Genomic DNA, 18,695 nt, shown 5'->3' with positions numbered 1-18,695 from the left:
ACCACCCACACCGAATGTCGGTAGCGTCGCGTCCATGGAATCGAGTACCGATTGGGCGGAATGGTCGGGCGATGATCTGCAACAGGATGTCTCGGAGGCACAGTGGGTGAACAACAACCTCGCCGTCGTCGCCACAACCACAGTGGGCTCGCTGGTCCCCACTGTGTTCGACGCCTATGCCAGCATTCAGTATCCCGCTCGCGGCAACACGCGTGGCGCTACGGTGCCGGCGAAACCCGTTGTTGCCTGGCATGTTCAACTGGCCTCCATCATCGAGGTACTCGCTCGAAGCACGAACACACCGGACACATGCTGGTTCGCAGTCTGGGAAGGCAATACCGCCCTCGATGACATTCGCGACAAGGCACCGACCGCAGCCATCGCCGGCTACAACTATTTCCTGTTGAGGGGACCGGTCTCACGCGCAGCGGACACCCTCGAAGGATTGTCGCCGCACCTGTGGTGGCCCGCCGACCACGCGTGGTGCGTGGCTCAGCACTTCGACTTCCCGTGTGCATTCCTCGGAGGCAGCACGGAGACCGTTGCCGGCATCCTGGCGCTCACCGAGATCGAATCCTCGCCGATTCGCTTCGACCAGATCATCACTGCGGGCCACGGCGACGACGGCTAGCCACCCGACGGAGCAATCTCGACGACTGATGCCTCCCACCGAACTCCGAATCCCTCTGGCGTTGAACCCCGTTGGTGGTACTCCAGACCACCCTCGTACGTCACACTGAATGCGCCGGGGTGTCGGGTCGCGGTCCATTTCTGACGTTGCACGAGGAATCCGGCCCGGTCGAGCAGGCGAAGACTGCCCCGCGGCCTTGCCCAGAAATCGATCCATAGGTACCTGTCCCACACCAAACACCCGTGCAACATCACGTCCCCAACCATGCTGCCGTCACCCATCATCGTGGTGAAGCCGTCGCCGAGATGCGCTACCCACTCCGTCCGGCCTTCGGTGACGACGGCCTCCACCCGAGCCGGCACCTCGGTGCACACCTCGGCGGGCAGGTCCATCCACTCGCGTGACGCCCAGTACGTGGTGGGTGAAAACACCGCGCCTACGGCAGGCTCGTCAGGCCACGGTTCCATATCCTCGAGCATCCACAATGTCGGCATACGGCGTCAGAACTGCGCCCTCGGCGCTCCCATTCCCGGGTCGATCTGGAACGGCCCGGAGGCCGAAGGCGCGATCGGGAAATCGAAGATCGCCGTGGGGATGTACACCGTTGCACAGGAGTTCGGAATGTCCACCACCCCGGACAGGCGTCCTTCGATCGGGGCCGAACCCAGTAGCAGGTACGCCTGCTCGGGGCTGTAGCCGAACTTGGTGAGGTAGTCGATCGCATGCATGCACGCATTCTGGTAGGACAGGTCGGAGTCCAGATACTTCTGCTCACCGTCCTCGGTCACCGAAATACCCGAGAAGGCAATCCATTCCGAGTACTGCGGTGCGGTGTTTCCGGGCATGAAGATCGCGTTCTCGCTCACTCCGTAGGTCTCCATGCCGCCCTTGATCAGGTCGACGTGCAAATCCATGAAGCCACCCATTTCGATGGCACCGCAGAACGTGATCTCCCCGTCGCCCTGGGAGAAGTGCAGATCACCGAAGGACAGCTTCGCGCCCGGCACGAACACCGGGTAGAAGACGCGGGTGCCCTTGGTGAGGTTCTTGATGTCCTGGTTTCCACCATTCTCGCGTGGCGGTGCTGTGCGTGCGGCTTCGCCTGCGACACGGCTGAATTCGTCACCGCTCAACGATCCCAGAATTGCCCCGTCGAGCTCGGGTGCAAGAGCCAGTGGCGGAACACGATTCGGATCGGTGGCGATCAGCGCACCTTCACGAGCGTTCCACTTGGCCAACAATTGCGCCGACGGCGCGGTCCCCATGAGCCCGGGATGGGTGATGCCGGTGTACTTCACGTGCGGAACGTGTCGAGACGTGGTGGTCTGCCCGGAGAAATCCCAGATCGCCTTGTACGCGTCGGGGAATCGATCGGTGAGGAACCCGCCGCCGTTCTCCTTGGCGAAGATTCCCGTGTACCCCCAGCCCTGGCCGGCCAGCGGACCCGAATCCTCTTGCGGGATCGGCCCTACGTCGAGGATATCGACGATCAGCAGGTCACCGGGCTCGGCACCCTCGATATGAAACGGCCCGGACAGCGTGTGCACGTTGTTGAGCGGAGCATTCAGAATGTCCTCGGCGGAATCGTCGTTGCGGATGGCACCGTCGAACCATTCACGACAGTGGGCCCGAAAGGACGTGCCGGGTTTGACCGTGACCGCCGCCGGGATATCGGGATGCCATCGGTTGTGACCGACGACCTCCTGCTCGGTGAAACTCTTCGTCGAGTCGAGCGGAAACAGCAGTTCGGGCACGAGGCACCTCCGGTTGCGCGGATTCTCCTGCCTCGATCATTGCACTGTCGCGGCCGATCCGGTCGCTTCTGGCGTGTAAATCTTGTATGACGTTGTGCCGGAACGTTGCTGATGCGACGCCTGCGGCTATCCTCGAATGCGTGCCCACCTACAGCTTCCGCTGCGCACAGCGTTGCGACCCCGTCGAGCAGAGCTTCTCCATGGCCGACGCGCCGTCCGAGGTGACGTGCCCGCAGTGCGGACAGGCGGCCGCCAGGAAGATTTCCTCGCCCGCTCTCGGACGGGGAAACAGCGCTGCGATGAAGGCCCACGACGCCTCGCGCGCCACGGCCGACACGCCTGCCGTCGTCTCGTCCCTACCGCCCGCCGGCAGATCGGCAACCAGGACCACATCCAACCCACTGCATCGCCGACTGCCGCGCCCCTGACGACCGGCGTTTCCCTTTCGTACCGACGGGGAAGTCCGACGGCATGTCCGAGCTACCCACTCCGCCGTCCATTGCCGACGGCTCCACCACCGAGGACGTCGTCGACTGGGTTGCCGAGCACCTGGGCGATCTGACACGCGAAGGGCCGGATGCCATCACGGCGGGTGGCATTCGCGGCGGGCAGTCCGCTGCCGATGCCGCGCTGGCCGGACTCGACATCACCGGATACGCCCGGGACCGCAGCACCGTTCTCCCGGTGAATCGCCGTGGAGCGAGCCGTATGTCCCCGTATATTCGCCACGGGCTACTCACGCTACGAGAGGTCTGGGACGCGGTATCCGACGCTCCCCCACGCGACCGTTCCCGCTATCGCGACGAGCTGATGTGGCAGGAGTACGCGCGCCACCTGTACTCACGACTCGGAAGCGAACTGGGACAATCTCTCCGCCGCGAACAACCGCGGCCACAGAACTGGACGTCGCAGCCCTGGGCCGAAGAGATGAACTGCATGTCCTCGGTGGTGGGCGAATTGCACGAGGACGGTTGGCTGGTCAATCAAACGCGCATGTGGCTGGCCTCCCAATGGGCCGTCCGCGCCGGTGCGACGTGGCGCGACGGCGAGGACGAGATGTTCGCCCACCTGCTCGACGGGTCCCGCGCCGCCAACCGCCTCGGTTGGCAATGGACCGTCGGTACCGGAAGCGGGAAGGTCTACGGCTTCAGCCGGTGGCAGGTGAACAAGAGAGCACCGTCGCTGTGCCGCAACTGCGCTTTGAAAGATGCTTGTCCCATCGAGAACTGGCCCGACGACGATCTCGGGCCGGCTGTCGACGGTCCCGATCTGAACAAGGCTCCGATTCCCGCCGGACCCGCCCACGTGGAAGGTACTGGTGCAGAACAGGTCTGGCTGACTGCCGAATCTCTCGGCACCGCGGACCCAGCGCTGGCCGCCGACACCGATCGGCCTGCCGTCTTCGTGTTCGACGAGCCACTGCTACGCAAACTGAGGCTCTCCGGCAAGCGACTGGTGTTTCTCGCCGAGACGCTCGGCGAGATCGCGTCCACCCGGCCGTTGGAGGTCCGTCGCGGCCGAGTCTCGGATGAGCTCTCCGGACGTTCCCTGGCCACCACGTGGGCACCCGTTCCCGGCTTCTCCCGCATCGCCGACGCCACCGCCCCGGTCGAGTTGCATCCGTGGCCGTGGCTGGTGCGTCCCACCACGTCCTCTGTCCGTTCCTTCAGTGCGTGGCGCCGGAGTCATTGAACAGCGGTCGTTGACCGAGACTACCGCCGCTGCACCGAAATCTGGCCTTCTTCACTGGTGATGGACACCGACCTCGGTGAAGTCGGATCGTCGACGACGTCGATGTCGACATCTCCCTTCTCCGATGTCGCCTCGACGTCGTAGTACTCGGCCGCCGGAAGTTCGATCATGCTGTCGCCCTGCATGTTCTGCACGAGTACCGAGTCCGGTGGCACCCTCGAATCCAGAACGACCTGGCCGAATGTCGTGTCCACCTCCACTGCGGACACTGCGGCGTCGGCGATGTCGACATCACCGAATCTGGTTGTTATATCGAGGGTTCCGGAGGATCCGCGAGCTACCACCGAGCCCGCCGAGGTGGACACCGAGGTCTGCGCGTCCACGTCGGAGAGCACCACGTCGCCTGCTGCCCCATCGATATCGAGGATCAGCCCGGCGGGTATCCGAAGCTCGACATCGATATCGCAGCTGCCACGTTGTCGGTACGAGCATTCCACAGCAACCTTCGACCCGTCGTCACTGATGTCTACCGTCGGAATATCTCCCCGGTAGGACCCGTCGACCCGTACGTGCACCTCGGAATCTGGGCTCATCGACACCGTCACATGAGCGAATCTCGTTGTGAATGCGAGATTGTTCCCGGTAACGGCGTGGTTCTCGACGTAGTCGAAGGACTGCATCTTCGGCGTGCTGAAGCCTTCGACGATTGCCGCCGCCGTGGCAGCCCCCGCAGTGCCCACGACCACCACGGCCACCGAGACAGCAACAACATTGCGCCACAACGCTTTCTTCACTGTATTGCTCCCAGATATCGTAGTACCGCCATGACGCGGCGATGATCAGCGCTGTCCCCGAGCAAGCCAAGTTTGGCGAAGATGTTTCCGATGTGCTTCTCGACGGCTGCCTGACCGACCACCAACGCGGTCGCGATGCCGGCATTGGATTTGCCCTCGGCCATGGCCGTCAGCACTTCTCGCTCCCGCGGGGTCAACGAATCGAGTGGATCCGACCGCGGGGCACGGGCCAGAATCTGCTGCACCACTTCGGGATCGATGACGGTTCCACCGGTGGCGACGGTCCGCACGGCATCGGCGAACTCGTCCACGTCGGCCACTCGGTCTTTCAACAGGTATCCCACGCCGTCCGTGCTCTGCCGGATGAGCTCGGCGGCGTACCGTTCCTCCACGTACTGCGAGAGCACAAGAACACCGACGGCGGGCCACCGTTGGCGAATGACCAACGCTGCACGCAGACCTTCGTCCAGAAAGGTGGGCGGCATACGTACGTCGATCACGCAGACATCCGGAAGCGGATCGGCAGCGGACATGGCCGCGAGCAGTTCCGACGCGTCGCCCACTTTGCCTGTCACGTCGGCTCCACCGTCGACCAGCAGTCGAGCGACGCCCTCTCGCAACAGAACCGAGTCGTCAGCGATGATCACTCGCACGGGATGCTCACCTCGAGCCGCGTCGGGCCGCCGGACGGCGACGTGATGGACAAGGTTCCGTCGATCCCGCTCAGCCTGTCCCCGAGCCCGGCCAAGCCGCCGCCCGGGGCGGAATATGCTCCGCCACAACCATCGTCGATCACCGTCACTCGCACAGCCGAATCGGCTCTCGAGACAGCGACTCGGACGTGGTCGGCCTGTGCGTGCTTGCTGACATTGGTCAGGGCCTCGGAGACGACGAAGTAGACGGTCGACTCGACGGTGGCGTCCGGGCGCCGATCACCGGAGAGGTCCGGGTCGATGTCGATGGTCACCGGAATCGCACACAGCGCCGCGACGGACGAGAGTGCGGCATCGAGACCGCGGTCGGTCAGGATCGGCGGATGGAGACCACGGGTGAGGGTGCGGATCTCACCGATCGCGTTCTTGGCCTCCCGATGGGCGTCGTCGAGCAATTCCTTCAGTACCGCATCGTCGGTCGCCGCGACGCGTGACTTCGCCTGTCCCAGTGACATTGCCACCGAGACCAACCGCTGCTGGGCCCCGTCGTGCAGATCGCGTTCGATGCGACGGCGTTCGGCGTCGGCAGCGTCGACGACGCGAGCTCGACTCACCGTCAGCTCGTCCACTCTCCTACTGGATTCGGATCGGCCGAGAAGGGCTGTAGCACTCCACCAGTCGAGTCTTGCCAAGGCGGTGAGCAGCAGCGGCACCCCGGCAACAAAAGTGACCAGGGAGGCGAAGCCGACCAACGCGACGAACGGATAGCCCACCCGTTCGCCAATTTCGAGCCCATTGGCGACCGGGTTCGTCACGATCCACGCGACCGGCGCCGCCGCGAGAACCGGCAGGGCCACGAACAGCGCCGGCAGCAGGAAGAGCAGCACGGCCGATACCGGGATGCGAACGAGCCAGTAGCACAGCGACTTCCACAGCCCGATGTCGCGGAGGCACCAGACGAACGTGCGCCAACTGGTGGGGTACACGGTCACTTCGGGACCCTCGATGAGAAGTCCACCGGTGAAACCGATTCCGGCGCGCGCTGCACGGTCCATCCATCGAAGCGCCACTATCGTCAGCGCGAAGACGAGCACGCCGCTGAGCGCAAACGGCAATGCGCACACCGCCAGTACCAGCAGTCCCAGGATCATCCACCCGCCCAGCCCGGCAAGAGTCGACGCCAGCAACGACGCCACCGCCAGCCACCACTGCGGCGATATCCATGCCCTGAGCGGATTCAGGGGAATCGGTAGTGCCTCGTTCATGCGGATCAGCCTAAGTGCGCCGCAGTGGACCTGTCCCCACGGTGAACCCACCGTTGTGGGTAGGGCCAGCCCTACCGTCGATCCGTGGGTCGATCGTGGTGTTTTCCGCGGTACGGACGACCAGATTCGACAGGTATGAACCTCAACATCCTCGACGTGGACCGGTTGTCGTCCGTTCCCGTGTGGGTCGTCTTCGCGATCGTGTTCGTGCTGCTGGCATTCGAGTCCGCAACGCTGCTCGGTCTCTTCACGCCGGGCAACAGCGTCCCGATCACCCTCGGCGTACTGACCTCTATCGGCGTCGTGCCGTGGCTACCTGCCGTCGTCACTGCTGCGGTGGCGTCGAGCATGGGTGCGCAGTGGGCGTTCTGGCACAGTCGCCGCACAGCCACGGTGTCGGGTCTCGGACGAGTGGAGTCCGCGCTGCCGGCCGCGGTGATGAGGGTCGTCCTCGGGCTGACCACTCAGGCGCGATCGCGACCACGCGCTGTCGCCACTGCCGGACACCTCATCGGGGGTATCCGCACCGTCACTCCCCGACTCGTAGCGACCTCCTCGCTGCGGCACCGCGAATACGCGCTGCTCAGCCTGCTGGCTGCAGTCGTGTGGGCGGCTGTCTTGGTATCGGCCGGAGCATGGCTGGGCGACCGAACGATCATCAGAACCGCCCTGGGATACGCCTGGATTCCGGCTCTGACGGTGATGGCTGTTACCCAGCTCAGGCGTCGAACACGCTCGTCTTCTCCCGAACTTGTCGGAGCCCGGTGATATCAAGGATGTAGAGGAAACGACAGAAAGGGATTCGCATGTCCGCACGCTTCGATACCTGCAACGGCACACTCGTGATCCACGCGGTCGGCGGTGCGGAGTGCACGGAGCCGGACTGCGTGGACCTCGAGTACGTGCGCCACTTCCTGGTGCTCGAGTGCGAAGAGGTCACCGGCGGCTGCCAGTGCACCGCACTCGTCGAGCTCGCTCAGGCGTCCTGACGTCGGACCACCGGCTGCTGCAGTTCGGTGACCCAATTCTCCTGCGGCTGCGGCTCCGACACCAGGTAGTACTCACGGCAGATCCCGGAGAGCTCGTAGCCGTTGGCCTCGATCCACGCCGTGAACTGCTCCCAGGTCTCACCGATCGTTGCCATCGAACCGTGGTGAACGGTGGTCACCGCCAGCTCGACGGGCGGAAGCTCACGAACCTCGTAGCCCTCACCGGACACGACCTCCGGCCCCACCTCGAATGCGGCATGCACGGTGATGCCGGTTCCGTCCCCGTCGTCGACGGCCTCGTACATGGCAATGGACGACGGCCCGAACGCCACGCCGTGCCGAGCGAGGGTCTGGGCGAGTCGGGCGTACATCGGGCCGATGACCGGGCCGATGTTCTGGGGCCCGAACCCGGCAGCGGTCTCGGTGACGACGGCAATGCGGGTGCTCGGCAATGCTTTGGTGTCCACGGTGATCATCGAAATCCCTTCGGTGTCGGAGAGCCGCGCATCGATGCGACGCAAGCGAGCGGCGTCGAGATCGAGTCGACGAGCGACGTCATCGCGCTTGGCGGCGAGCATCTCGCGTAGCCGGTCGACGCCGACCTGGCCGTGCACGATCTGCGTCACCTCGTCGAGCCTGAACCCGAGGTCCTTGAACATGAGAATCCGTCCCAGAACCTCGAACTGCGAACCGGCGTACGAGCGATAGCCCGTGAACGGATCAACCCGTGCCGGCGTCAACAGCCCGATCTCGTCGTAATGCCGAAGCATACGAACCGAGACCCGGCCGATCGATGCGAACTCTCCAATGCTGAACATGACCCTCCGAGAATCTCGTCTCACACAGTGTGAGGGTCAAGCGAGCAAAATCGGGTGCACTGGACCGCGGTGAGCGCGGTCAGTTGCACCCGATTCGTCACGGCACGGGAATCCAATAGCGAACCGCCGACCCCAGACGGCCGTCTTGCTCGCCTCCGGCACGCTTCAGGGTCGCTATCGAGGCCGCGTTGTCCACCTCGCAGACTGCCATTACCCGGGTCATGCCCATGTCTGCGGCGAGCATCAGCATCTCGCGCACCGCCCACGTGGCAACTCCCCGACCTCGTTCGGACGGGCGAACGCCGTAGCCGATGTGACCGCGGCGGCCCACAGATTTGTTGCTGTCGTGTCTGAGTGCGATCCCGCCCAAGACTCGTTCGTCCTCCGCGATCCAGCGGTACGTGCACTCGGCGTCGACCCGAAGCCGCTCGACCCAGTCCGAAAAGCCTTGTACAGACGCGACATCGTCGTCGGCCGTCAACCCGAAACCGTCCTCGTGCAACCCCGGACCCCATTCGGCGTGAGCCTTCCGCCACGCAGCGGCGAGATCATCCGAGGGAACGACGAGGTCCACCGGCAGACGGTAGCACCGGCCTCAGGCCAGACCTTTCGGATAGTGCAGCGGTAGTCCCGTCTCTCCGACACCGAGTTCGAGGATTGCCCATTGATGTGGGTCGATGGCGAGCAGTCCGTGGTTGGACACGATCAACGACGTCCCGCGGAATGCGACAGACGCGGGTGTGGAGTACGGGATGGACCGAGTGATGCTCTCGACGGGCGTGGGCAACGACGCCACCACCGAACGTGTGTCGGGATCGACCACCTCGACGGCGTTGTACAGCGGATTTGCAATCGGCAGGTAGATTCGCCCGCTGGATCCGATGGTCAAGCCATCACCCTGCCCCGTAACCGTGACTGTCTCGAGAGCACCCGGCATACCGTCGGGCATCATCGAAAGTCGATGGACGACACCGCGCCCGAACGATTCGACACGCGGCACCAGCGATACCGTCACGACGAAGTTCAGCCGACCGGCAGCGTCGAACTGCATGCCGTTGACGCCGTAGATCGAGGCGAAATCGGAGTTCTGATACCAGATTTCGGCGTTGCCGCCGCCCGCGGGCACCTTCCAGATGGTGGCCTGGTTCAGGTCACTGACATACATGGTTCCGTCGGGCGCGAACGTGGCCCAGTTCGGCCAGGCAGGCCGGTCGATGGGCGACGGCTCGCACGCGATGCCCGCCGCCCCGGAACAGGTCGGCAGATTCGCAAAGGTCGCGTAGTCCGATTGATTACCGGTCGCTGGATCGATGCGCACTGCCCTCGCCCCCGAATAGTCGAGGGCGTACACCCGACCGTCGCCGTCCAGCACAATGCCGTTGACGCCGTGTTCGGCGGGTACGCGATCCGTCAACGAGTACGTCGCGAGCAGACGACCGTCGGCGTCCCAATGCCACACGTCCGCAGACGAATTGGGACGGTTCGAGCCCGACCAGATGCTGCCGTCCTCAGGATCGACTGCCATTCCCTCGGGCTGGCCGGGCAACGGCACCACGGCGATGTCCCTGGTCTGCCCGTAGTCGAGGGAACCGGCCAGCGGTTCGGCCGCCACCCCGGGCGCGGTCACGACCGCGCCCGAGATGCAGCTTGCCATCACCGTCAGAACGAGAACCCCGATCCGACGTCCGTTCATCGAGGGGTGATGGAACCGAGGAACGAGGTGGTCCAGATTGCCGAATTGGCAGATCCTGCAGCATCGTTCGTCGGAACGAGACCGTTGAGCGTCACCTGGCCACCGGTCAGACCGAGAGCGGGCTGCGGCGGCAGGGTGAAGCCGCAGGACTGCTGCACGGTGCCCGGCTCGATCGGCAGATCGGTACGACGGCACTGCCCGGTGGAGGTGGCAGTCAGCGCAGGCGTGACGCCGTAACTCGTGATGCTCAGTGAGGCGCCGAAGTCCGGGGACGACGGATTCTGGTAACAGATCGACGCCGTGGCTGCGACGTCCGCGGAGGGCTCCGTCGAAGCCGCACCGGTAGCGGCGTCCACGGATACGGCATGGATCTCGGTCGTGCGGACTCCACCAGGGCATGAGGGCGTCGAGCCCGTCGAAACCGAGTTGACCTCGCGTCCGACGCTGTACTTGACCGAACCGGTCGGTTGCGGGGTGCCTGCGACTGGCTCCGGCACGGGAGCAATGCCGTCACCGAGGGTGTACAGGGTCCACAGGGAGCCGGTCCGACCGTCCGGCAGGCGAAGAGGGTTGGCGATCGAGTTGCTGGTTGCGACACCGTCGGTGACCCCGGAATCGTTGGGGTTCACTCGCAGAACACAATCGACGGCGGCGCGTCCGGGCGAACCGATCATGAACTCGAGTCCGCACGGCCCGTACATCGAGAGCTCACCGAGGCCAGGAGCCGTGAGCGCACCCCACTGGTCGAGGAGCGCCTGACCGTCCACGATCGGTCCGTCGCAGACGTAGATCGGCCCGACGTTCTGCGCGGTGGGGTTCTGCAGGAAACCCGTCGACGGATCGTTGGTGAAGGTGTACATGCGCGCGTCGAGCCGCTCGACCACGGTCAGCGAGCGCGGAGAGCCGAAGTAGTCGTTGCACGCGGCATTGTCTGCGTCGGTGGGGCGCTGGCCGCTGTCGACCGTGCGGTAGACGCTGAAGCTACCGGGGCCGTCGTCGATCGAACCGAGCATCGTCGCCGGAGCCGGTGTGGGGCCGGGCGCGGCGTTCGCCGAGATCGTCGGACACATGGCCACGATCGCCGCCGTCATGACCGCAACCTTCACTCCACGACTCTTCACGTCATATCCCCCGAAAATTCGGACCAGGCCCTGCGCCCGGTCTACGGCAACCCCAGCGGTCACCGTAGCGCAACAGGCGTTGAGAAACCATCCATGAATTCGCTATCCATCAGATTGCGGGGCACTCACCCGAGGCGGCCGGAATATCCGCCCGAGTGCCGGTAATCAAATTTTCGACGACCCTATCGACGAATAGTTACAGCAGCTATCGTTCGGTGCTGTACTCCCTCCCCAACCCCAGAAGGGCACGTCATGAACAGACGTTGGCTGGCATATTCCATTGCGACACTGGCGCTTTCCGCATCTGCGGTAGCACTTCCCGCAGGTGTGGCCTCCGCTGCACCATGTTCGGACGTCGATGTCTCCTTCGCCCGCGGCACCGGCGAGTTCCCCGGACTAGGCATCACCGGCACTCCGTTCGTCAACAGCCTGAAATCTCAGCTGTCCGACCGCTCGGTGAGCACGTACGCCGTCGACTACGCCGCAGACTTCACCCAGGCAAGCGCCGGCCCGGGATCACGTGACCTCGTCGCGCATCTGAATTCCGTTGCTGCATCATGCCCTTCGACGACATTCGTGATCGGGGGTTACTCGCAGGGAGCGACTGTGGTGACCAATGCAGTCGGCCTGCGCACCCCCAGCAGTTTCACCGGTGCCGTCATTCCGGCCGCCATCGCCGACCGGGTCGAGGCCGTCGTGGTGTTCGGTAACCCATTGGGTCTTACCGGCAGAAAGATCGAAACAGCCAGCGCCACATACGGTGCGCGTGCCAACAGCTTCTGCAACTTCGGTGATCCGGTGTGCCAGATCGGCGGCTTCAACGCTTTCGCGCACCTTCAGTACGGGACCAACGGGTCCACTGCGCAGGGTGCCCAGTTCGCCGCGGCGCAGGTTCGTAGCTGACCGAGTCTCAGGGGCGCAGGTTCAATCCCGTCGTGGTCGAGAAGTAGTGGACGGTCTCGGCGCGCGGGGCGATTCGGATGACATCGCCCTGCGACGGGGCCGCGATATCAGGAATGCGGGCGACGATCTGCGCCCCGACGGTTCCGAGATTCGACGCATCCTCGACGGTCCGTCCGTAGATGTAGGCGTCCGCACCGAGTTCCTCGACGACGTCGACGACGATGTCGGCACCGGAATCCGAGAGCGTCCACGCTTCCGGTCGGACGCCCATCGTGACCCGGCTGCCGTCGATCCGGTCCGCGATGGTGCGCTCGATGGGCACCGACAGCGAGCCGAGCTTCGCAGCGCCGGCGACGACGTCCACGTCGAACAGGTTCATGGCCGGTGATCCGATGAACCCGGCGACGAAGGCGTTGACCGGCCGCTCGTAGAGCTCTTTGGGGCTCGCGCACTGTTGCAGCACACCGGCTTTCATGATCGCCACGCGATCACCCATCGTCATCGCCTCCACCTGGTCGTGGGTGACGTAGACGGTGGTGGTGCCGAGCCTGCGCTGCAGCAGCGAGATCTGCGTTCGAGTCTGCACGCGGAGTTTGGCGTCGAGGTTGGACAGCGGCTCGTCCATGAGGAACACCTGCGGGTTCCGGACGATGGCGCGTCCCATCGCCACGCGCTGACGCTGACCTCCGGAGAGCGCCTTGGGTTTACGGCCCAGGTAGTCGGTGAGATCGAGGATCTTCGCGGCTTCCTCGACGCGTCGGCCCACCTCTGCCTTGTCCATACCGGCGATCTGCAGCGCGAAGCCCATGTTCTTGGCGACGGTCATGTGCGGGTACAACGCGTAGTTCTGGAACACCATGGCGATGTCGCGTTCCTTGGGGGCCAGTGAGGTGACGTCGCGGTCGCCGATCTTGATGGCACCGTAGTCGACGTCCTCGAGACCGGCGAGCATCCGCAGGGAGGTGGACTTTCCGCAACCGGAGGGCCCGACGAGCACCAGGAACTCGCCGTCCTCGATGGCGAGGTCCAACGACTCGACTGCTGCGACATCCGATCCCGGGTAGAGCTTGGTCGCTCCTTCGTACGTGACCTGTGCCATGGGAATGCTCCTTTGTATGGGTTAGAAGAATCGATGAGCGGAGCCGGCGGGCTCGGCGGTGAGAAACGTGGGTGGTGGCAGTTCGTATCGTGCTGCGCTGGAGACAATCTCGTCTGCCACGGCCTGGACCAGGTTCGAGGGAACCAGGGCGATGGCGGAGCCGCCGAAACCACCTCCGGTCATCCGAGCCCCGTATGCGCCTGCGCGCCTCGCCGCGTCGACGGCGCTGTCGAGCTCGGGTGAACTGACTTCGTAGTCGTCCCGCAGGGACACGTGCGAGGCCGTCATCAGCTCACCGAGCGCAGCTCCTGCGGCTCCGCGGTCGAGAAGCTCTGCCGCCTGCTCCACTCGGCCGATCTCGCTGACGACGTGGCGAACTCGGCGGATCAGAGTGTCGTCGACGAGGCCCGAGACGGCCGTGTCGAGATCCAACCCGCGCAGTGTCGTGACACCCAATTCGGCACACGCGATGTCGAGCGCCTCCCGACGCGCGCCGTACTGACCGTCGACCAGGCGGTGCGGCGCATTGGTGTCGATCACCAGCAGCCGCGAGCCGGACCCGGCCAGATCGAGAGGAATCTGACGCGTCGAACCGTCGAGGCAGTCCAGCAGAAGTGCGTGTCCCGTTTCGGCCGACATCGCGATGTTCTGATCCATGCCGCCCGTCGACGCGCCTGCGATCTCGTTCTCGGCGCGAATACTGGCCTCGATCAGCAGCTTTCGGTCGAGCCGAAGATCGAACAGGTCGTCGAGCGCGAGGGCGAACGAGCATTCGAGGGCGGCCGAGCTCGACAGCCCCGAACCCACCGGCACCGAGGAGTGCACGGCCACGTCGACTCCTCCGACGCCGTGCTCCTGAAGTGCCCAGGACACCCCGGCCACGTAGGCAGCCCAGCCCGACGGATTCCCCGGGCCGATCTCGCCGAGCTGACCGGTCCAGGTCTGGTTCGTGTCCGTCGATACGGCCCGCATTGTCGTGTCCTCGCGGCGGCGCACGGCCACCGCAGTGGCGTACGGCAACGCGAACGGCAACACCAGTCCGCCTGCGTAATCGATGTGCTCACCGATGAGATTCACGCGACCCGGGGCGATCCAGACGCCGTCGGGATCGCCGCCGAATGCGTTGCGGAACAGCGCGGCCGCACCGTCGGCGAGATCCTCCTCGGCGATCACATCGAGCCAGTTCACGCCAGTACCTCACGCAGCCGGTCTGCGATCCGCTCGGGAGTGGTGTCGTTGATCCAGGCTCCCATCGCAGATTCCGAGCCGGCGAGGAACTTCATCCGGCCGGGTGAGCGCATCATCGAGAACAGTTGCAGGTGCAGACGTCCCAGTTCACGATCGACTCCGACGGGCGCCTGATGCCAGGCAGCGATGTACGGCACCTCGTCGACGCCCTCGAAGAACGCGTCGACCGCGCGCAACAGATCCCGGTAGACACCGGCCAGTTCGTCCCGCTCGGGACCGCTCAACTCGGCGAGATCTGCAACGTCGCGACGCGGCGCGAGGTGCACCTCGACAGGCCAGCGCGATGCTGCAGGCACGTACGCAACCCAGTGTTCGGCGTCGACGACGACGCGTCGACCCGATCGCAGCTCGGCCGCGAGCACATCGGCCAACAACACCCGGCCCGTTCGCTCGACGTGCTTGCGGGACTGTCGAATCAGCGCATCGGTACGCGGCGGGAGGTAGGGGTAGGCGTAGATCTGACCGTGCGGGTGCGTCAGGGTGACACCGATCTCCTTGCCCCGGTTCTCGAAACAGAAGACCTGCTGAACTCCGGGGATCGCCGAGAGAGCACTGGTGCGGTCGGCCCAGACGTCGATGATGGTGCGCACGCGGGAGAGTTCCAGCGACACGAAGGACGCATCGGGGTCACTGGCGAAGCAGATCACCTCGCACCGCCCGGTGCCGGGTGCAAGCGGCCACAGTGCCTCGCCGTCCACCTCACTCGGAAGTGATTGCTGCGCTGCAGTTTCGGACAGAGACGGAAAACGGTTCTCGAACACCACCACGTCGTAGTCGGCTGCCGGAATCTCGGTGGCCGGGCGGTCCGGTCGGCTCGGTGCCAGCGGCGACGCGTCGGCCGGCGGCAGGAACGTGCGATCCATCCGCTGTGCGGCGATGACGATCCATTCACCGGTGAGGACATCGAATCGCATCTGCGACTCCGACATCGACGGAGACAGGGCTCGTGTGTCGACCAGATCGCGAGTGGCGTCGCCGGAAACATAGGGCTCGGTGTCGTCGTAGTAGATCAGCTCACGACCGTCGGCCAGCGTGGTCGACGTCTTGCGCATCGAGTGCGTGGTGGCGTCATGCGCGGTCATCGAGTACTCGTTCCTCGTTCGTGTCGGGGGATTGCTCTCCGGCGATCACCACGTCGTCGACCGTCTCGGACAACGCGTCGTGGACGCCGGGGTCGAGTCCGGCATCGGTGACGAACACGTCGACGCGTGAGAGCGGGATGGTGTTGGCGAGCGCGCGGACACCCCACTTGGTGTGGTCGGCGAGCACGATGACGCGTCGAGACGACGCGACAAGTGCCTGATTGGTCTGTGCTTCCATCAGATTGGGGCAGGTCAGTCCGGATTCGATGTCGACACCGTGTGTTCCGAGGAACAGCATGTCCAAGTGGATACTCTGCAGTGCACTGACCGTGAGCGGTCCGACGAGCGCGTAGGACGGCGTCCGCTGCCCGCCGGTGAGCAACACGGTCTGATCCGTTCGGCCACCGGTGTGGAAGACCTCCGCAACCGGCAGTGAGTTCGTCACGACGGTGATGTCCGGAACATCGAGTAGTTCCTGTGCCAGGGCGTGCGTCGTAGTGCCGCCGGAAATCCCGATGGATGTCCCCGGCCGAACGAAACGCGCTGCGGCACGGGCGATGGCAGCCTTGGCATCTCGATCGAGTTCGGACTTGGCCGAGAAGCCGGGCTCGAACACGCTGGCCGACCGCGGCAACGTCACACCGCCGTGCACCCGCTCGACCAGACCTCGGGCGACGAGTTCGTTGACGTCGCGTCGAATGGTCATGTCCGACACCGACAGTGCGGCTCCCAGATCCGCGACCTTGACAGCGCCCTGGGCCGTCACCTGGTCCAGGATCTTCTGCTGACGCTGGTGGGCAAGCATCAGCGTGCTTCGGCAATCACGGCGCTCGCACCGGCAGCCAGGATGAGTTCGCCGTCGATCTGCGCGCCGCTGACCAGATCGGTACCCGAGGCAGGCACGCTGACCTTGTCGGTTCCGTGGTTGAGGACGAACAGCCAGGACCGCTCCCCTGCCGACCGTCGAACGATCTCCACATCCGATCCGAGATCGCGTCGGGTGTCGATTTCAGCTGCAGCGCAGAGCTTGTCGGCCAGCGTGGCCCAAGCCGCCGCGTCGGGAACGGTGGCCGCGTACCAGGCGGCGCCGTTGCCGACGGTGCGCTTGGTCAGTGCGGGGACGCCCCGCAGATGTCCCTCGGTGTGCCGCGCCAGCACATCGACGTCCTCCGACGCGGTGAGATATTCGCTCCAGATCTCGCCGACGGTCTCGTCGTCGAGGACGAGGGATTCCCCGTCGGCGAGCGGGAAGAACTCTTCGACGCGCACGCCGAGCAGCTCGCGGAATGCGCCCGGGTAGCCGCCGAGGCGCACGTGGTCGTCCTCGTCGGCGATTCCCGAGAATGCGGTGACGAGTACCTGCGCGCCGCCATCGGCCGCGTCGGCTATCCGCGCGGCAGTCTCGTCGCTGCACAGATACAGGGCCGGTACGACGACGATGTCGTAGCCGCTCAGATCCGTCGACGACGGAACGACGTCGCAGGTCACGCCTGCGGAGGTGAATCCGTGATGTGCGCGTCGGGCAATCTCCATGGGCTGCATGGCCATCGACGGATGACCCTCCTGCTCGCATGCCCACTGCGAGGCCCAGTCGAAGAGCACGGCCACCCGAGCGTCGACGGTGCTTCCTGCCACCGGGGCCATGCGACGCAGAGCAGCGCCGAGCTCGACGACCTCACGCCAGCGGGCGGAGTCCTCACCTGCGTGCGGTACCAGCGCCGAATGGAACTTCTCCGCCCCGGCCTTGGAGGCGCGGAACTGGAAGTAGGCGATTCCGTCTGCTCCACGGGCCATGTGTGCCAGCGAGTTTCGCATCATCTCGCCGGGGACCTTGGCCCGGTTGATGTGCTGCCAGTTGACGGCGCTGGTGGAATGCTCCATCAACAACCAGGGTCGACGGCCGGCGACACCACGGGTCAGATCGGCCGAGAACGAGAGCTTGTGATGCGCTGCGCCGTCGCCGGTCTCGGGGCCGACGAGGTAGTGGTCGGTGGAGACGATGTCCTGTTCCGGGGCCCAGGAGGCGTAGTCCATGTTGCCGGCGAGCGCCGGTCCCTGACCCATGCCCACCATGAAGTTCGTGGTGACCGGCACGTCCGGGGTGATCCGGTTCAGCACGGCCTTCTCGGCGCGGTACTGCTCGAGGAGGGCGTCGGAGCAGAAGCGCCGCCAGTCGAGCTGGTGCGTCGGGTTGCCGAACGTGGTGCTCACCGACGGGGGAACGATCTCGTCCCAGTCGCTGTAGCGCTGGCTCCAGAAGTCGGTGCCCCAGGCGGTATTGAGGGTCTCGAGGTCGATGTACCTGGCGCTGAGCCATTCTCGGAACGCGTGCGCGCTGTCGTCGGAATAGCACAGGGCGTTGTGGCAGCCGAGTTCGTTGGAGACGTGCCACATCGCCAGCGCGGGATGCTCGCCGTAGCGGTGCGCCATCTTCTCGACCAGCGCGAGTGAATGTTCGCGGTACACAGCGGAACTGGGGCTCCACGTCTGACGGCTGCCGATCGCGTACCGGTAGCCGCGGTCGTCGACCGGGCGCATCTGCGGGTACGCAGTGGCCAACCACGGCGGGGGCGACGCGGTCGCCGTGGCCAGGTCGACGCGAATGTCGCCCTCGTGCATCAGATCCATGACGCGGTCGAGCCATTCGAAGTCCCACGTCGACGCGGTCGGCTGCAGGCGCGCCCAGGAGAAAACACCGACGGTCACGAAGTCGACGCCTGCCTCGTGCATCAGCTCGACGTCGCGGCGCCAGACGTCCTCGGGCCACTGCTCGGGGTTGTAGTCGCCGCCGAAGGAGATTCCCTGGGTCGGCCAGGTGCTGCGTCGCGCTGTGTCCATGCTCACAATATGAACGAGGCGTTCTCAGATGTCAACATGAATGAACATTTTCTTACTGACGCAGGTGAGCGGGCTACCGAAGGCTTGACAGACGCCCAGCCGTCGTGTTTCTGTA

Annotated in this window: 20 protein-coding genes; 6 read left to right on the top strand and 14 right to left on the bottom strand. The window is 65.0% G+C overall.

Translation table 11 applies throughout. The features are described 5' to 3' along the window. Positions 1–34: 34 nt before the first annotated feature. A complete protein-coding gene (locus AABD04_RS00660) occupies positions 35–631 on the top strand; it encodes a hypothetical protein (protein WP_341439850.1) in 597 nt (198 codons plus the stop codon). Here AABD04_RS00660 and AABD04_RS00655 read toward each other — a convergent pair. After that, complete coding sequence (locus AABD04_RS00655) at positions 628–1,098, bottom strand: hypothetical protein (RefSeq protein WP_341439849.1); 471 nt, start codon at positions 1,096–1,098, stop codon at positions 628–630. The genes AABD04_RS00660 and AABD04_RS00655 overlap by 4 nt on opposite strands. Positions 1,099–1,131: 33 nt before the next feature. After that, positions 1,132–2,385: a formamidase gene (fmdA, locus tag AABD04_RS00650; RefSeq protein ID WP_341439848.1), complete on the bottom strand. Its 1,254-nt coding sequence runs from the start codon at positions 2,383–2,385 to the stop codon at positions 1,132–1,134. 140 nt (positions 2,386–2,525) lie between these two features. Between fmdA and AABD04_RS00645 the strand changes: the two genes are divergently transcribed. Together AABD04_RS00645 and AABD04_RS00640 are read left to right on the top strand one after the other, a co-directional pair. Then, positions 2,526–2,813, top strand: a complete 288-nt coding sequence (locus tag AABD04_RS00645) for an FmdB family zinc ribbon protein (RefSeq protein ID WP_341439847.1) — start codon at positions 2,526–2,528, stop codon at positions 2,811–2,813. Positions 2,814–2,856: 43 nt separating this feature from the next. After that, positions 2,857–4,077, top strand: a complete 1,221-nt coding sequence (locus tag AABD04_RS00640) for an FAD-binding domain-containing protein (protein WP_341439846.1) — start codon at positions 2,857–2,859, stop codon at positions 4,075–4,077. A gap of 20 nt (positions 4,078–4,097) precedes the next feature. On the opposite strand, the gene AABD04_RS00635 is transcribed toward AABD04_RS00640, so the two are convergent. From AABD04_RS00635 to AABD04_RS00625, 3 genes are read right to left on the bottom strand one after another with little or no spacing between them, the layout of a single operon-like run. Beyond that, the gene (locus AABD04_RS00635) at positions 4,098–4,871 is read right to left on the bottom strand and encodes a DUF4097 family beta strand repeat-containing protein (RefSeq protein ID WP_341439845.1); all 774 of its coding nucleotides are present in this window, start codon (positions 4,869–4,871) and stop codon (positions 4,098–4,100) included. Then, the gene (locus tag AABD04_RS00630; RefSeq protein WP_341439844.1) at positions 4,868–5,524 is read right to left on the bottom strand and encodes a response regulator transcription factor; all 657 of its coding nucleotides are present in this window, start codon (positions 5,522–5,524) and stop codon (positions 4,868–4,870) included. The genes AABD04_RS00635 and AABD04_RS00630 overlap by 4 nt, the downstream gene beginning before the upstream one ends. Next, positions 5,515–6,789 (bottom strand): sensor histidine kinase, encoded by a 1,275-nt coding sequence (locus tag AABD04_RS00625; RefSeq protein WP_341439843.1) that lies wholly within the window; start codon positions 6,787–6,789, stop codon positions 5,515–5,517. Before AABD04_RS00625 ends, AABD04_RS00630 begins: the two co-directional genes overlap by 10 nt. Before the next feature lie 135 nt (positions 6,790–6,924). Here AABD04_RS00625 and AABD04_RS00620 point away from each other — a divergent pair, with 135 nt between their 5' ends. Further along, complete coding sequence (locus AABD04_RS00620) at positions 6,925–7,557, top strand: hypothetical protein (RefSeq protein ID WP_341439842.1); 633 nt, start codon at positions 6,925–6,927, stop codon at positions 7,555–7,557. A 38-nt stretch (positions 7,558–7,595) separates the two neighbouring features. Beyond that, on the top strand, positions 7,596–7,778 hold the full coding sequence (locus AABD04_RS00615; protein ID WP_032381941.1) for a hypothetical protein: 183 nt from the start codon (positions 7,596–7,598) through the stop codon (positions 7,776–7,778). On the opposite strand, the gene AABD04_RS00610 is transcribed toward AABD04_RS00615, so the two are convergent. From AABD04_RS00610 to AABD04_RS00595, 4 genes are all read right to left on the bottom strand, one after another. Further along, complete coding sequence (locus AABD04_RS00610) at positions 7,766–8,596, bottom strand: MerR family transcriptional regulator (protein ID WP_341439841.1); 831 nt, start codon at positions 8,594–8,596, stop codon at positions 7,766–7,768. The two genes, AABD04_RS00615 and AABD04_RS00610, sit on opposite strands and share 13 nt — an antisense overlap. Before the next feature lie 97 nt (positions 8,597–8,693). Continuing rightward, the gene (locus AABD04_RS00605) at positions 8,694–9,170 is read right to left on the bottom strand and encodes a GNAT family N-acetyltransferase (protein WP_341439840.1); all 477 of its coding nucleotides are present in this window, start codon (positions 9,168–9,170) and stop codon (positions 8,694–8,696) included. A gap of 21 nt (positions 9,171–9,191) precedes the next feature. Further along, positions 9,192–10,289 (bottom strand): SMP-30/gluconolactonase/LRE family protein, encoded by a 1,098-nt coding sequence (locus AABD04_RS00600; RefSeq protein ID WP_341439839.1) that lies wholly within the window; start codon positions 10,287–10,289, stop codon positions 9,192–9,194. Further along, positions 10,286–11,410 (bottom strand): hypothetical protein, encoded by a 1,125-nt coding sequence (locus tag AABD04_RS00595; RefSeq protein WP_341439838.1) that lies wholly within the window; start codon positions 11,408–11,410, stop codon positions 10,286–10,288. Before AABD04_RS00595 ends, AABD04_RS00600 begins: the two co-directional genes overlap by 4 nt. Before the next feature lie 252 nt (positions 11,411–11,662). Here AABD04_RS00595 and AABD04_RS00590 point away from each other — a divergent pair, with 252 nt between their 5' ends. After that, positions 11,663–12,313, top strand: coding sequence for a cutinase family protein (locus tag AABD04_RS00590; RefSeq protein ID WP_341439837.1), 651 nt, complete (start codon positions 11,663–11,665; stop codon positions 12,311–12,313). A gap of 7 nt (positions 12,314–12,320) precedes the next feature. Here the strand turns inward: AABD04_RS00590 and AABD04_RS00585 are convergent, their stop codons facing one another. The 5 genes from AABD04_RS00585 to AABD04_RS00565 are packed head-to-tail and all read right to left on the bottom strand — an operon-like array spanning position 12,321 to position 18,580. Beyond that, positions 12,321–13,412, bottom strand: coding sequence for an ABC transporter ATP-binding protein (locus AABD04_RS00585; RefSeq protein ID WP_341439836.1), 1,092 nt, complete (start codon positions 13,410–13,412; stop codon positions 12,321–12,323). Between the two features lie 21 nt (positions 13,413–13,433). Then, complete coding sequence (galK, locus tag AABD04_RS00580) at positions 13,434–14,600, bottom strand: galactokinase (RefSeq protein ID WP_341439835.1); 1,167 nt, start codon at positions 14,598–14,600, stop codon at positions 13,434–13,436. Then, complete coding sequence (galT, locus tag AABD04_RS00575; RefSeq protein ID WP_341442909.1) at positions 14,597–15,712, bottom strand: galactose-1-phosphate uridylyltransferase; 1,116 nt, start codon at positions 15,710–15,712, stop codon at positions 14,597–14,599. Before galT ends, galK begins: the two co-directional genes overlap by 4 nt. Positions 15,713–15,728: 16 nt before the next feature. Continuing rightward, complete coding sequence (locus AABD04_RS00570) at positions 15,729–16,547, bottom strand: DeoR/GlpR family DNA-binding transcription regulator (protein WP_243595790.1); 819 nt, start codon at positions 16,545–16,547, stop codon at positions 15,729–15,731. Further along, entirely contained in the window at positions 16,547–18,580 is a 2,034-nt protein-coding gene (locus AABD04_RS00565; RefSeq protein WP_341439834.1) for a beta-galactosidase, read from the bottom strand. Before AABD04_RS00565 ends, AABD04_RS00570 begins: the two co-directional genes overlap by 1 nt. Positions 18,581–18,695 lie beyond the last annotated feature (115 nt).

Source organism: Rhodococcoides navarretei, from assembly GCF_038069675.1.
Classification (GTDB): domain Bacteria; phylum Actinomycetota; class Actinomycetes; order Mycobacteriales; family Mycobacteriaceae; genus Rhodococcoides; species Rhodococcoides navarretei.
The sequence above is the reverse complement of the archived record's forward strand: the minus strand, read 5'-3'. Positions and strand labels throughout refer to the sequence as shown.